The sequence below is a fragment of the Furfurilactobacillus rossiae DSM 15814 genome, from assembly GCF_000428925.1.
GTDB lineage: Bacteria > Bacillota > Bacilli > Lactobacillales > Lactobacillaceae > Furfurilactobacillus > Furfurilactobacillus rossiae.
Genome location: NZ_AUAW01000017.1, coordinates 1 through 14,736 on the forward strand (window position 1 = coordinate 1; position 14,736 = coordinate 14,736).

A 14,736-nucleotide genomic window follows, 5' to 3' on the forward strand; every position below is an offset into this window, starting at 1 on the left:
TGTGCATAACACGTAAGTCAAGTCATTCGCAAGCCCACCGAATGTCTCGCCTTACCCGTTATTGCTCGGTTTCTCCCGGGCTTCGGCATCACTCTATTATTCTTCTCCCAGTGTTTGCCAGTCTTCGGCCCAGACGAGGCCCATGACTTTTTCGCCAGTATGGACACCGATGGAAGGCCCAATATGAGCAACCTCAAACTGAGGATCTTTGCCACCGTCCGTTTTCAGGTTTTCACTGGTTAAATCACTCATCCAAGTGGCACTGGCATCGGGGTTGTTCCCGTCAATCACGCCAACACGCACCGGATAATCTTCATCGCCCAATGACGCTTCAAAATCACGCTTAACTTTCTGGAAGGCACGTTTGGCCGTTCGTTCCTTCGTTAAGGCCACAATTTTAGCATCTTCAAACGTCAGAATCGGTTTGATCCGCAATAAGTTCCCCACAAAAGCGGAACTGTTCGTAATCCGACCCGTCCGTAACAAGTGACTTAAATCGTCCACCACAAAGTACACATGGGTCGTCTCACGCAAATGTTCAAGCACTGGCAAAATTTCAGCAGCATTCTTGCCAGCCTTAGCCATCTTAGCAGCCAGTAATGCCAACCAAGCTTCACCTTCACTAGCCATCCGTGAATCAAACGGATAGACTTTGATACCTTTGACAGTTGGTGCATAGGCTTCAAGGTTTTGTAGGAACGTCGTGATACCACTCGACAAGTGAATACAAATCACTTCGTCATAACCTTCTTTAATTAGTTCATCAAACTGCTCCTGCATTTGCATCATTGTCACTTGGGCAGTAGATGGCATCGCCTTTTCTTCGCGCATTCGTTTGTAAAACTGTTCACTGGTAATATCAACATTTTCTAAGTAGGTTTGGGTGCCAAAAATCACCGTAATTGGCACCACTCGGATACCAGCGGCCTTCGCTACTTCAGGATCTAAGTAACTGGCGCTGTCCGTGATCACAGCTGTTTTCATCCCGCTGCCTCGCTTCATTTTTATTGATTGCCACTAAATTTCTCGCAACCATTTGTGTACATTCATCATACCCGACTTGTGACCATTTTTCGAGCGAGCAATCACTTTAGTCGTCAATATCGTTCACGTATTGAACGCCAGCGGGCAATGTCGATGACCGCCCAACGATTGCTGGATAAATTGGCATGGTCGGAAAATCCTTTAAGCCAATCCATTCAAACGTGTGACGACCGATGGTAAAACGTCCGTTTGGCAAGTTTCCTAATTGTGGACTGTCGAGTAAATGAACGAAATTGACCTGTTGCCAGACATCTTTTGACGTACCAAACTGATGCTCCATCACCCATAACAGACATTTTGGCCTCACATCGATATGCAGCTCTTCCCGATATTCGCGCTCAATCGCCGAAACAGAGGACTCACCAAACTTAACTTTGCCGCCAACTAACGCAAAATACGGCTGACCATCGTCATCAATACTACAATGAAACAACGCTTTGTCCCCTCGGACTAGCAGTCCACTCGCGCGCACGTTAAACGTTCGTTTACTACGCCTAAACAACAGATCGTCAGCTTCTTCGGTCATTTAAATTCGCCGTCCGGGTTCTCTAAATAAGTAAGTTCAGACACACTCCGTTTTTCAAAAACATTCAACAGTTTGTCCATGCCATCCGCAATTTCATGCTGAAACATTTCGTCACGGCGCATCCAGCAAACCTTTCCTTCATCAGATGATCGTAGCTCACCTGAATACGAATCCGTTCTGAATAGGGCGACAACATAACGTCCATGTTCAGTCATAAATTCTTTAATCCCACAAAAAACGGGATTATGAATGTCGAGGCCTGTTTCTTCCTTTACTTCTCGAATCGCAGAATCTACAAAACTTTCGCCGGCTTTCACGTGACCACCCGGAAATGTGTAACCAGGCCAATCAGGATTTTTGCGATCCTCAACCAAAATCTGGTTGGTTTCGTTATCTGACACCAATACCATGTTAGTCAATTCAACTTCTTCGGTCTTCGCCATGTTACCCTCCTCGTTTGTCTGTGCGTTTTTGACAGCGTGGCTATATTATCTTGCTAATACAGTGGTTTTGCAATCATGAAATTTTGCGAATATATGTTCTTTTTATCTTCTGCTTTGGTTATAAACACTAAAGCTCCATCAGATTTTTTAAGATTCAAAAACAGAAATGTAGCGGAGTGGAAGGGAGCTAAAACTGAAAGGAAGCCGTGAAGGTGCTGTTAATGAGACGGTTTGAGTCGAATTTACTGCACAGGACTGTCGTGAAGACGTGCCCCTTCGGCTTCACGGCGAGGTGAGAAACCCGCATCTCAGGGGTTCGAACCGGTCCCACGGCTGGAGTTCAGTTTTGGCAACCGAAGACGTCATTCATCCACCACTCTGCGATTGAAAACAAAAAAACAGGGTTCACGCAATCCAAACGGACTGTGTGAACCCTATTCATTTATTGGGGCACCCTGATCCATCTACAACCAGAACCTATGCGACAGTTACCCCAGAAATTAAACAAAATGCCATCTCAAAATTGGACGAATTGGACGCTGAAATTGTCAAATCCAGCCCAAATGATTACCAAAATGATTACCAGCCCAAATTCAAGTAAAGCTCGTTTCACACAAAAAAAACAGGGTTTGCATTGCTCCGAGTGGAGTACGCAAACCCTGTTATATCAATGTTTAGACTACTTAATGTCTTTCCATTGCCATGCATTAACTTCTGGTAAATCAGTACCTTCATCACGGATGTACTGGTTGTGTTTAGCAACCATGTCGTCCATGTGTTGACTGAATTCGCCGGCCTTTTCAGCAAAGCTAGTTGCATTGATGGCATCTTTAGCCAAGTGGAAACGGTCCAATTCGTTCAAGACACGCATGTCAAATGGTGTAGTGATGTCCCCATTTTCACGGTAACCGTGGAAGTGGATGTTGTGGTTATGACGGTCGTAAACCAAACCACGCAATGTGTTTTCGAAGCCATGGAAAGCAAAGATAACAGGCTTGTCAGTCGTGAAGTAACTGTCGAATTCTTCGTCAGTCAAACCACGGTTGTCTTGGTCGTCACCCTTCTTACGTAACTTCAATAGGTCAACAACGTTGATGAAGCGAATCTTCAAGTCAGGGAAGCTGTCGTGCAATAAGGTAATTGCAGCTAAACTTTCCATTGTTGGTTCAGTACCAGCTGCTGCAAAGACAACATCTGGTTCTGCACCATCATCGTTAGAAGCCCAAGGAATGATACCTAAACCGTTGTTAACAAGTTCCGTAGCTTCGTCAATGGAGAACCACTGAGTCCGTGGGTGCTTGGAAGCAACAATCAAGTTGATAACTTCGCGACTTTGCAAAGCCTTGTTCATAACAGCTAATAATGAGTTAGCGTCAGCTGGCAAGTATTCGTTAACCAGTTCGTGACCCTTTTCAGCCATATGACCAATCATACCGGGATCTTGGTGAGTGTAACCATTGTGGTCTTGTTGGAACACAGTGGAAGTGTTGATGATGTTCAATGATGGGTAGTCATGACGCCAGTTTTGTTCTTGCGCCTTACGTAACCACTTGTAGTGTTGAGTCAACATTGAGTCAATAACACGCGTGAATGATTCGTATGAAGCGAAGAAGCCGTGACGACCAGTCAGAACGTAACCTTCAAGCCAACCTTCAGCTTGGTGTTCTGACAATTGTGAGTCAATAACTTGACCAGAATGTGCGACATTTTCGTCGTTTGGTTCGTGAATGTCTTCCATCCATTGACGCTTGGAAGCATCCCATAGACCCCACAAACGGTTTGATTGAGTTTCATCAGGACCAGTGATCCGGAAGCTCGTTGGGTTTTCCTTCATGATGTCACCAGCAAAGTGTGACATAACTTCCATGTCCATCCGTTGCTTGGAGTTATCCTTCAAGTCACTTTCAGGAACGGCAAACTTACGAACATCATCCATCTTCAATGGTTCTGGGTGAATCCCACCGTTAGTGATAGGGTTCATAGCCATACGTTTGTCACCCTTAGGTTCAACTTCTGACAATACTTCTTTAGGAGTACCGTCTTCGTTAAATAATTCTTCAGGCTTGTATGACTTCATCCAGTCAACCAACATGTCTTTGTGTTCCATGTGGTTTGCGTCCACCGGAATTGGAACCTGGTGAGCACGGAATGAGTTTTCAATTGGGTCGCCGTTCAAGTCCTTCTTAGGACCAGTCCAGCCTTTAGGTGCACGAAGCACGATCAATGGCCATACAGGTAATGAATCGTCGTTGTTGTCACGGGCATTCTTTTGAATGGCCTTGATTTCTTCAACAGATGCATCGATGGCCTTAGCCATGTCTTGATGAGCCTTCTTGTGGTCTGAACCATCAGTTTCAACGAAACGAGGGTTCCAGCCCATACCTTGATAGTACTTAGTCAAGTCAGCATCGCTCATCCGTGAAAGGATAGTTGGGTTAGAAATCTTAAACCCGTTAACTTGAATAATTGGTAATACAGCACCGTCGTGGATTGGGTTGATGAACTTGCTTGAGAACCATGAAGCAGCCAATGGGCCAGTTTCTGATTCCCCGTCACCAATTTCAACAGCAGCAATAACGTCAGGGTTATCTAAGATAGCACCAACACCGTGTGAAAGAGAGTAACCAAGTTCTCCACCTTCGTGGATAGAACCTGGTGTTTCAGGAGCAGCATGTGAAGCAACCCCACCTGGGAATGAGAATTGCTTGAACAAGCGTTGCATACCTTGTTCGTCACGTGTGATACGTGGGTAACGTTCAGTGTATGAACCGTCAAGGTAAGCGTTTGAAACCATAACTTGACCACCGTGACCTGAACCTTCGATATAGAACATGTTCAAGTCATACTTCAAGATGGCACGGTTTAAATGTGCGTAAATGAAGTTTTGTGGAACGATTGTGCCCCAGTGACCGATTGGCTTAACTTTAACGTCTTCTGCCGTCAAGTCGCCCTTCAATAATGGGTTGTCCTTTAAGAACAACTGACCAACTGAAAGGTAGTTAGCCGCACGCCAGTAAGCGTCAACTTTGTCTAAGTATTCTTGTGAGTCGTAATCAACTGCCATGAATATTTACACTCCTTCGAGATAATTTTTAATAACACGAAATTTGCTGTGAAATCCACCGACTTTTTTACCGGTCAATTTACAGTTACTATAATAGACGCTTTTAAATAAAAGTCAACCTTTTAGAAAATTGGTACGACCCAATTACCGTGATCGAATGTTTCTATTGGTTAGTTTGCCTTTATTTGCATATCAAAGAGCGGCATTATAGGGATCGGTTCCTCGCTAATCCGCCCCAATGCTAACAAATTAAGCCTTAAATTGAACCTAAAAAACACTGAGAACTTAATATTCTTAGTGTTTTCTAATAACTCGTATTTAATTTAGTCTGCATCCAAATCCACAAAGTTGTTGTATTTCATATACTTGTAGTGAATTCGCATGTTTGACACTTCAAATGGGGTCCCATCATCCAAGAAAAAAATCCCGCTCATCACACCGACTGGTTCAGTTGGCTTCAGCGATAGCAATTCCTGATCCTTGTCGTCCGAAGGCTCGGCTTCAACGGTCATGAATGATTTGGTGACTGAGACGTGTTTGTTGTCTTCCAAATAATTAAAAATCGAACCTGATACAACCGTTGTTGACAGTTCTGGCATTATCTTAATTGGAATAAACCCTGTCTCAATCATCACTGGTTGTTGATCAAGTGATCGCAGACGTTTAATTTGATACACAAAATCATCGGCGTTCAAGAATAGATCCTGCTGTAATTCTGGTGTTGCCGGAATCACTTGAAAGTCGAGTAACTTAATGCTCGGCTTCTTGCCATCCACTCTCATTGAATCCGTAACCCCAAGATTCCGTCCTTCGTAACTGAAAACAGCCTGATTTTTAATGTACAATGGGTTCACAAACGTACCAGACCCACGCTTTTTAAAAATAATTCCCTGTTGCGCCAGTACATTAAGTGCTCGCTTAACAGATGAACGGCTCACCTCGTATGATTCACTCAAGCTCCGCTCGTCAGGCAGCCGTTTATCTGGAAACTGATTATCGTTAATGCGACGTTTTAAGTCTTGCATTACATTTTTATAAACTAAGTCTGCCATCTCGACGCAAGGTTCCTTTCTCTTGTATACTACTCATTGAGAGTATACCAGAAAAATATTGGTCCGGCCAATTGTGTTTTAGGTTCGTACCAATTTTTAATCTCTTGGAGGTCCAATTTAATGGCTAAGAAAAAAAGAATTCAGAAAACACTCGTCGAAAAAATCTTAGATAAGGCGAAGATTCCATACAAACAAATAGAGTTTGCCACCCACCAAGCTGGAGACGTTGCTCAACTGGATGTTGATCACGAAGATTATGATGAACACAATATCTATAAAACACTGGTTCTAACCGGCAACGTGACTGGTCCACTGGTCGGTGTTGTTCCGCTTGACACCCACCTGAGTTATAAAAAGTTGGCGGCAGCTTCTGGTAACAAAAAAGTTGGCATGGTGCCATTGAAAGACTTGCTAAACACCACTGGATATGAACATGGCGCTAATACGCCAATCGGTATCTGGGAAAAATACCAATATCCCATTTACTTCGACACGGCTGCACAAGAGCAAGGTGAAATCGTCGTTTCATCAGGAAAAATTGGCCGTTCTGTTCAGGTCGATGCAACGGCTGTCGCAGAATTAGTTCACGGTACATTTACCGATTTAGAGGAAGAATAGGAATAACTTAATGTCATTTAGCACGTTAGGTCAGCAGATTTTAATCAGTCTGCTGACCATCTTCTTTTACGGGTTAGCACTACCGCTTTTGTTTAGTTGGGTGCTAACACTGATCAATCGAAATACCAAACAACAGCTCGCCACTTACTATGGTATGAACGCTCAAGTCTACCTAGGATTCCTTGGTATCATCGTTCACGAGTCTAGCCATTTAATCATGGCATTATTATTTGGTCATAAAATTACTGGTTTGAGGCTGATTAAATTTGCCCATCCGGACAGACAAGCCACTGATCCAGAAGCGTTAACCCTCGGCTATGTCAATCACCGCTGGAACAGTGGCAACAGTTACCAAACGATGGGAAACTTTTTTATCGGCTTTGCACCAATTATCGGCGTCAGTGCCGTTATTTTCGGACTCACCGCTTGGCTATGGCCAACGATGTTCCACAACTGGGTAATGTTTGCAATGCACCCCAGTCTTAACAATCTGTTTCAACCGGCAACGGCCGATGGTAATCTATTAGTCAACACGGGACGTTGGCTAATCTGGGCAGTATTAGTAACGAATCTTAGCGTTGGTGGGTTTGATCTCAGCAGTGCTGACTTACGAAATTCCGGTGCAGGCGTTTCGTCCTACATCGTGCTCCTCGGCTTAATTGGCTTAAGTGCAGGCGTCTTAACCAGCACATTTACAGAGTGGTCTCGTGCCCACCTGGTGCCCGTCTTCTTTGCACTTAGTCTGGTTGTTGTGCTTTCAGCAGTCGTAAATTTAGTAACTCGTTGGTTAACTAAAGATAAATAAAATGATTCTTCTACCAAAACTAAAAACACGCTGATTTCCATTTTCTGGAAATCAGCGCGTTTTTAGTCTCTGGTCAGTTACACTTCAAAAGGTTAGGCTTCGCCGTTCCACTCTTGTTTGAATTCACGTAAAAAATCAAGCATCACCCGTTGGCGTTGTTCTGCCATTTTTCTTGCGGTAACCGTATTCATCTGGTCCTTAATAAGCAACAACTTTTCATAGAAGTGGTTAATCGTGGTGCCATCCGCTTTGCGGTATTCTGCCTTGGTCATATCGTGACGAGGTTCAATCTCCGGATCATACAGTACCCGGTCATGATGTCCACCATAAGTCAATGTCCGAGCAATCCCAATCGCACCAATGGCATCCATGCGATCGGCATCTTGAACAATTTGACCAGCCGGACTCAGCGCCTGATGTTGCCCAAGATTTTTGCTGAATGACATGTGATCAATAATTGCAAAAATAGCCGCTACATTGTCCTCATTCACATCCCAGCTTGAAAGTTGTTCTTTCAACGCCGCGTGGGCGGCCTCAGGATCTTCAACAAGCTTATCATCAATAACATCGTGCAAATAGGCCGCTGCTAAAACAATAAAACGTTGTCCTGTTTGTTCGATTAATTCAATTCGATCCGCTAACTTTGCGACCCGTTCTAAATGGAAAAAATCATGTCCCGAACGATCGCTACCAAGTTGCTGACGTGCGTAAGACTCAATTTTATCCAATTGTGTTTGCTCTGCTGGGGTCAGTCCCTCTGCCATACTGTCGCCTACTTTTCGCGAATAAAATCGCGTAATTTTTTGATGGTGCCACGCGAGAAATTCAACTCGTCACCGTTACTCATCGTAACATGCCCCAACGTAAAGTTGACGGTCTGAATATGTTCTGTATTGAGAATATAACTTTGAAAGCCATTAAAAAAATTGTCTGCTGTCAGATGACTAGCTAATTCATGAATACTGCCATTCACCTCGTAACGGTTATTTGTCGTGACGACCGTAACTTTTTTCAACCGACGCACCTTTTCAATATATAACAGATCATCTTGGCGCAACCGAATTAAAAAACCACCGTTCTTGATTTCTAAATAAGCCGGCTGGTTCGGATGGACCTGATTCAAATGATCCTGAATCGTCACTAAAATTTGGCGAAGCTGAGGTTTAAACTTCTCAGCATCAAACATAAATTCCTTGGAAAGAAATCCTGTAGGCATGGTCATCGACGTGATTGTTTCAAACGCACGATCCTCACGAATAGAGACATAGACAATATAGCCTAAGGGGTCCACCTCGCGAATTCGTCGAGCCAGTTCAATACCATCAACCGCCGCATTAAGCTGAATGTCCAAGAAATAAATGTTTGGGCCCGGATGGTCAGCCAATGTTGCTAACACTTTTTCCGGTCGCCCTTCGCTTTCAATCGGAATGTCCATATTTAATTCTTTAAGTTCGTTTTCAAGGCAAGTTGTCAGCCATAGTCGTTCCTTTAAATTATCTTCACAAACGTAAAGAATCATGACGATTTCTCCTTTGTTTACCTTGTTTACATCCCAACAATCGTGCTTACGTTTATCGGGCCTCGTTATTTTTTATGTTGCCAATAAACTCTTAAATCAATATACGTTGTATCGCCACCAACTTGTCTTCATTTTATCAACTGAAAACTATTCATCATTCTAAAAAAGCGGACATTAGTTCAAAAACGTCTAAACTATCGTTGCTCATATCATTTGCCGATACGATTACTGGCCTACTGCGGACCAATGACCTCTAACGCTCTGATCACATCGTCCATGATCCATCATCAAGTAAACTTTGTTACTACGATTCTAACGAAAAAGCGTCGCCGCCGAACCGGCACTTGAAGGTAGCTCCTAAAAGACTACTTCCACACGGTCATGACAACGCAAATAAATTTTCTGATTTGTCATGCTAAATGCTGTCCCGCAATTGATTGTAATGCACCCGCCCGCTCAAATGCGCACGGCAAACCCATTTTAATCAATTTACGTCCCAAATTATCAGCAGACTGTCAGTTGTTCGTCAATTTAATTAATGAATTTGTATCACACGTCTTTTATTTAAACTGAGACGGCCGATATTCCGACTATTTTATCATCTGCAAAATTTTAAAATTGACACCCCCAGAATAGCACTCTACACTGACAGCGACAGGATATTTAACCTGCAAATTGACAAGTCTTCCAACTGCAATTTCATCTGCCTAAAGGGGGCATTGAACCATGCAATTATCCCCAGTAATTCACGTATCTCATCTTCAAAAACGATTTGGTAAATTTCAAGCATTACACGATGTCTCGTTTGACGTACAACCTGGTGAAGTATTTGGGTTTATTGGTCCAAACGGAGCCGGAAAATCAACAACAATTCGCACATTACTTGGTCTATTAAGAGCAACAGGTGGTACGGCCACCATTTTTGGGAAGGACGTTTTTCGCGACGCGGTCAGTATTCATAAAAATATCGCCTATGTTCCTGGCGACGTTTATTTGTGGCCTAATCTTACAGGTGGTGAAATTATCGACCTATTTCTCCGGCTCAGTCGCCAGCAACATTCTAAACGAACGGATGAGTTAATTAAGGCGTTTGGACTCGATATCGGTAAGAAAGCACGCACCTATTCCAAGGGGAATCGGCAGAAAGTTGCCCTGATTGCTGCCTTATCGCAAAGGGCCGATTTATATATCTTCGACGAGCCAACATCTGGCCTCGACCCGCTCAATGAGCAGGTTTCCCAGGACGAAGTAAAAGCCTTAAAGGCGGCTGGCAAAGCAATTTTGCTATCTAGCCATATTTTGTCGGAAGTTGAACAAATGTGTGATCGTATTGGTATCATCCGTGAAGGTCAAATTATTGAAACAGGTACGCTCACGGAAATGCAACACTTGACCCGCACGCAGATTTCAGTGACTACTAAAACGCCATTGACCGACTTAAGCAATCAACCTGGTGTTCATCAACTCAAACAAACTAATCCAACTACGGCAATTTTTGCGGCCGATTCAGACGCCATGACTGCAATTACTCAATACTTAGCCGATCATCAAATCCTAACGTTACGAAGCACCCCGCCAACTTTAGAGGATCTATTTTTACGCTATTATGGCCGTGAAAATGAGCGGCCTGTGAACTCAACGACGGGAGATGGTCCTGATGCCTAAGCAACCGTTCTTTCAAACAGGCCAAATCTTACGAATCAATCTTCGGCGCGATTGGCTTAAGTTGTTGATTTGGCTGATTGCGCTAGGAGGTTTATTCGCAAGTATTGCAGCCAAGTTCAATAACTTATACGGAAGCAAAACCGCCATTGAAAAAATTACTGCCACGTTAAATACGCCGGCAATGATTTCACTTTTTGGGCGTCTCCCCCATGGCCCGTACAGTTCCGCTGATGTCTTTGCCGGCGAGATGACGGTTTTTATGGCCATTTTCGGAGTCATTATGAACTATTCATTAGCCATTGCACTGACACGTGGTGACGAAGATAGCGGTGTGACGGAACTGGTATCAGCGCGCTACGTCGGCCCTTATGCCACTATGATGGCAGCAATTAGTGAATTAGTGGTTGCAAACGGCCTGTTAGCGTTACTTTACGCAGGCGGCCTGCAAATTGCTGGTTTAAATGGCACTAATACGGGTGGCAACCTTGTTCTTGGTGTCAGCCTTGGACTCAGTGGTCTGATGTTTGGTCTGCTTGCTATCGTTTGTGCACAACTAACATCTAGTAGCCGTGCTGCAACAAGTCTTGCTTACCTACTCTTTGGCATTGTCTACCTTGGGCGCATGTTAACCGATGTTTCACATCCCCGCTACACATGGCTTTCTCCACTTGGTTGGGTTGAAAAGTTGCAAACGTACCGCAACAACAATTGGCTTCCAGCCATGTTAATGCTGCTCACTATCGTTGTTTTCATGGTCCTCGCAATCATGCTTCGAGCGCGCCGGGATCTTAACGCAGGTATTTTGGCCACCCGGCCTGGTCGGAGGCATGCCAGCCCTTTTCTTCGCGGGCCAATTTCACTAGTGGGCCGGTTGGAGCGCAATACTATACTAGCTTGGGTAATCGGTCTCTGTATTTTTGGCGCGATGTACGGTTCCGTTTTTAACACCGTCGCTGACATTCTCAAGTCGAATCCTATTACGGTAAAATTGTTAGCTGATCCTCATACTGCCGCGTTAGCCACTACTCAAGTTCTAAAATCATTTATTGCCCTGCTAATGATCATTTTCACGGTTTGTGCAATCATTCCCGGTCTACAAATTATTTATCGAATCGCCACGGATGAGCAACGGGGAATGCTTGAAATGCTGCATGCCCGGCCCGTTTCCCGTCTCCGGCTTAACGTGGTTCTCAGTCTTTGGGGCATCGTCATCAGTTTATTAGCGCTTGTGGCAGCTGTCGGTGGTTTAGCCGTTGCAGCGAACATGGTGTTAGACCACCCCTTGGCTAACAAACTATTTATTCATGGCTTGCTCGCCAACATCTCGCCGCTACTCATTTTCTTAGGTGCCGGTGCGTTACTCGTTGGTTGGCTGCCTAAACTACGCAGTCTTGTTTGGCTCTACCTTGGTGCAACCTTTGTGATGAACTACTTCGGTCGCTTATTTGATTTACCTGAGTGGGCAACCAAATTGTCACCATTTGGATTCATTGGTCATGTGCCCGCTTCGCCGCTGAACTGGTCTGTATTCTGGTGGCAAACTGGGATAGCCGCGGTTTTATTTGTTGTTGGACTGATCGGATATCAGTTGCGTGATCTGAACAGTGCCAACTAACTATAAAAAGTTAAAAACTGCAACTTGTCCAGCCGTCTCCCGTTACGCCGACTGGAAACGCCGCTCCGTGGGGATCGGGTTCAACCCGCACAAGCCACGGTTTTCTCCCTCGATTCTGAGCCAAAGTTCGTCTCAGAACTCGTCCCACAACACTAAGCGGCCAAATTCACGCCGCCAAGTGTTGTCGACACGGATCTCTGTTTCCAATCAGCTCCACTCCTATTACAGATAAATAAACCGCTACTTACATGGCATCATTGAACGTTAAATGACACTCTCAGGAAATTGACAACCGTAAGTGGCATTTATATTGGTACTAAAGCTGCAACTCATTGTTAATAAACCTTCAACTCTATGTTGAACACAAAAACGCTTCATCCCGTCGTCACAACAAAATGACGGGATGAAGCGTTTTAGACTAGAACAATGTCCATATATCTATCGTTAATCAATACCTAGTCAACAATTATTCTTGTGGCAATCGATAGGTCAAATATTGATCAAGAAATTGTTTAACATGCTGTTGATAGGCTGCCGGATTAATCCAAAAGCTTTCAGCGTGCGTTGCATCCTTCACGACCCATTTTTCCTTTGGTCCCTGAGTCGCATCGTAATTAGCCGCCAGCATTTCAGCAGGAACGAAAATATCTTTTTCACCATGAATGAAGAAAATTGGCCGGCGATTACGTTTGAGTTGCTCAGCCGATGAAACCTGCGTCAGGCTAAACCCTTGTTTGCGCTGATTAATCGCGTTCACCGCTGGCAAAAACGGGTATTTTGGTAAATGGAAATTTCGTTTGAGCAAGTACACCAACTCGTCATCAATGCTGGAATAGCCACAATCCGCAATGATACAACGCACTTGCTCTGGGAGGACTTCCCCACTCATCATCTCAACCGTGGCACCGCCCATTGATACACCAAATAAGACGATCCGCGCATCCTGACCAGTGTCTTCGATAACGCGCTGAATCCAATCCAAATAATCCAAGCGGTCCAGCCAGCCAAACGTAATGTAGCGACCAGCAGATCGGCCATGCGCCCGATCATCAGGCAATAATACGTTGTAACCTAACTCGTGAAACATTTTCGCGTAGTTGGCCATCGTCTCGCCGTTGCCCTTGTAACCGTGTGAAATGATCACCGTGTCCGTCGTTTGTACATCTGCTGCTAAATAAGTAGCTGCCAATTTATGCGCGGCATCATCCTCGTGCAAATGCCAAACCTGCGTTGGCTGATTACGTAACCAGTCAACATAACCGTAGTAGGCATCCGCGTATTTCTGTTTCTCTTTCGAAGTTTCAGGAACCTTGTTTACGCGGTTGAAGGCATACCGATACAGTTGTTCTGAAATGCCGGCAACACCCGTTGCAATCACAAATGGCGCTGCCAAACTAACCATTGTTCTCTTTTTCACTGTCAATCTCCAATCCCTGAACGCGGCACCATTGTCGTTTGCACACTACTTTGACGAATGCTTGTGCCTGCCGAGCCAGCAGTAACTGATTAATACGGCCAGTACACAGGTAATCATGCTACTAAGCCAGCTTGCCAATACCTGATTCCAAGTGCTCCAATAGCCCGCGCTCACTAAACTAAATACTGATATTAATCGCAATTGTTGCGACCAGTCAAACATTAACCGTCCAACAGCAATAAAAATAGTTAACCCAAATGTCGCTGCTAGTGTCCACCACATTGTCGCCATACGGCTTACCTTATGAATACCAATGACCTCATAGATCACCTGGCCACTTAATATCAGTGGGAACAGACCTAACTGCATTCGCCAGTACTGGCGCCACGGGAAGACAATGTTATGTCCTAAAAATAATGTTCCAGTAGTTAGTAATATCACCTGATTAACGACCATCAGTGCTATATCAACACAAAGCGTCATTAAAAAGAGGTTTTGCCAGCTTTGTTTGCCCGTCACATTGCCATTTTTCTTTTTTGCCATGCTAATTAAAATGCCGGATACAACCCATGATAAAAAGAACACAAAAACACGTGTTTGCGCTAATATTGGCACAACTGTTGCGAACTCAACGCCGTGTAATGACGCGAGCCAACCGGTGAGCCCAAGTGGCAATAGGATGTCACAAACGCATAGTAGCCAAACTAAACGATTGCGTTTTAATTGCTTCATCACAGTGGTCATTGTTGTCACAATCTGCCTCCGGCCCTTTTACTAACAATTTATCAGTAAATGGCGTATAATTTTTTGTTGGACTTTCATCATTTTGAATGATTGGTTCAATCTATTTTAGCGCTAACGTACCTGACTGTGCCAACTTCACAATTGACTGAGGCAGTCACTGTCCTCGTTAGCGTCACTTATCTATTTCATTGTCAAAACGATTTTTATGACTGTTTACATAAATG

13 protein-coding genes are annotated in these 14,736 nt (G+C 44.3%); 4 read left to right on the forward strand and 9 right to left on the reverse strand.

Annotation, left to right across the window (positions count from 1 at the left end; translation table 11 throughout):
* Positions 1–96: 96 nt before the first annotated feature.
* The 5 genes from G400_RS0110075 to G400_RS0110095 form a co-directional block, all read right to left on the reverse strand.
* Positions 97–984: a DegV family protein gene (locus G400_RS0110075; protein ID WP_017261550.1), complete on the reverse strand. Its 888-nt coding sequence runs from the start codon at positions 982–984 to the stop codon at positions 97–99.
* Between the two features lie 106 nt (positions 985–1,090).
* Positions 1,091–1,570, reverse strand: coding sequence for an NUDIX hydrolase (locus tag G400_RS0110080; protein WP_017261551.1), 480 nt, complete (start codon positions 1,568–1,570; stop codon positions 1,091–1,093).
* A complete protein-coding gene (locus G400_RS0110085; RefSeq protein WP_017261552.1) occupies positions 1,567–2,013 on the reverse strand; it encodes an 8-oxo-dGTP diphosphatase in 447 nt (148 codons plus the stop codon). The genes G400_RS0110080 and G400_RS0110085 overlap by 4 nt, the downstream gene beginning before the upstream one ends.
* A gap of 679 nt (positions 2,014–2,692) precedes the next feature.
* Positions 2,693–5,077, reverse strand: a complete 2,385-nt coding sequence (locus G400_RS0110090) for a phosphoketolase family protein (protein WP_017261553.1) — start codon at positions 5,075–5,077, stop codon at positions 2,693–2,695.
* Between the two features lie 323 nt (positions 5,078–5,400).
* Complete coding sequence (locus tag G400_RS0110095; protein ID WP_017261554.1) at positions 5,401–6,129, reverse strand: GntR family transcriptional regulator; 729 nt, start codon at positions 6,127–6,129, stop codon at positions 5,401–5,403.
* Positions 6,130–6,249: 120 nt separating this feature from the next.
* On the opposite strand from G400_RS0110095, the gene G400_RS0110100 reads away from it, so the two are divergent.
* Both G400_RS0110100 and G400_RS0110105 read left to right on the forward strand, forming a co-directional pair.
* Positions 6,250–6,747, forward strand: a complete 498-nt coding sequence (locus G400_RS0110100) for an aminoacyl-tRNA deacylase (protein ID WP_017261555.1) — start codon at positions 6,250–6,252, stop codon at positions 6,745–6,747.
* Positions 6,748–6,757: 10 nt separating this feature from the next.
* The gene (locus tag G400_RS0110105; RefSeq protein WP_017261556.1) at positions 6,758–7,552 is read left to right on the forward strand and encodes a hypothetical protein; all 795 of its coding nucleotides are present in this window, start codon (positions 6,758–6,760) and stop codon (positions 7,550–7,552) included.
* 92 nt (positions 7,553–7,644) lie between these two features.
* Here the strand turns inward: G400_RS0110105 and G400_RS0110110 are convergent, their stop codons facing one another.
* Positions 7,645–8,316 carry an HD domain-containing protein gene (locus G400_RS0110110; RefSeq protein WP_017261557.1) on the reverse strand — a complete coding sequence of 224 codons (672 nt, stop codon included), beginning with the start codon at positions 8,314–8,316 and terminating at the stop codon, positions 7,645–7,647.
* An 8-nt stretch (positions 8,317–8,324) separates the two neighbouring features.
* Entirely contained in the window at positions 8,325–9,071 is a 747-nt protein-coding gene (locus G400_RS0110115) for a LytR/AlgR family response regulator transcription factor (RefSeq protein WP_017261558.1), read from the reverse strand.
* Positions 9,072–9,797: 726 nt separating this feature from the next.
* Between G400_RS0110115 and G400_RS0110120 the strand changes: the two genes are divergently transcribed.
* Together G400_RS0110120 and G400_RS0110125 are read left to right on the forward strand one after the other, a co-directional pair.
* Positions 9,798–10,736, forward strand: a complete 939-nt coding sequence (locus G400_RS0110120; protein ID WP_017261559.1) for an ABC transporter ATP-binding protein — start codon at positions 9,798–9,800, stop codon at positions 10,734–10,736.
* The gene (locus G400_RS0110125) at positions 10,729–12,351 is read left to right on the forward strand and encodes an ABC transporter permease (RefSeq protein WP_017261560.1); all 1,623 of its coding nucleotides are present in this window, start codon (positions 10,729–10,731) and stop codon (positions 12,349–12,351) included. The genes G400_RS0110120 and G400_RS0110125 overlap by 8 nt, the downstream gene beginning before the upstream one ends.
* 466 nt (positions 12,352–12,817) lie before the next feature.
* On the opposite strand, the gene G400_RS0110130 is transcribed toward G400_RS0110125, so the two are convergent.
* Together G400_RS0110130 and G400_RS0110135 are read right to left on the reverse strand one after the other, a co-directional pair.
* Positions 12,818–13,753, reverse strand: a complete 936-nt coding sequence (locus tag G400_RS0110130) for an alpha/beta hydrolase (RefSeq protein WP_152323521.1) — start codon at positions 13,751–13,753, stop codon at positions 12,818–12,820.
* Positions 13,754–13,813: 60 nt separating this feature from the next.
* Positions 13,814–14,521 (reverse strand): hypothetical protein, encoded by a 708-nt coding sequence (locus tag G400_RS0110135; RefSeq protein ID WP_017261562.1) that lies wholly within the window; start codon positions 14,519–14,521, stop codon positions 13,814–13,816.
* Positions 14,522–14,736 lie beyond the last annotated feature (215 nt).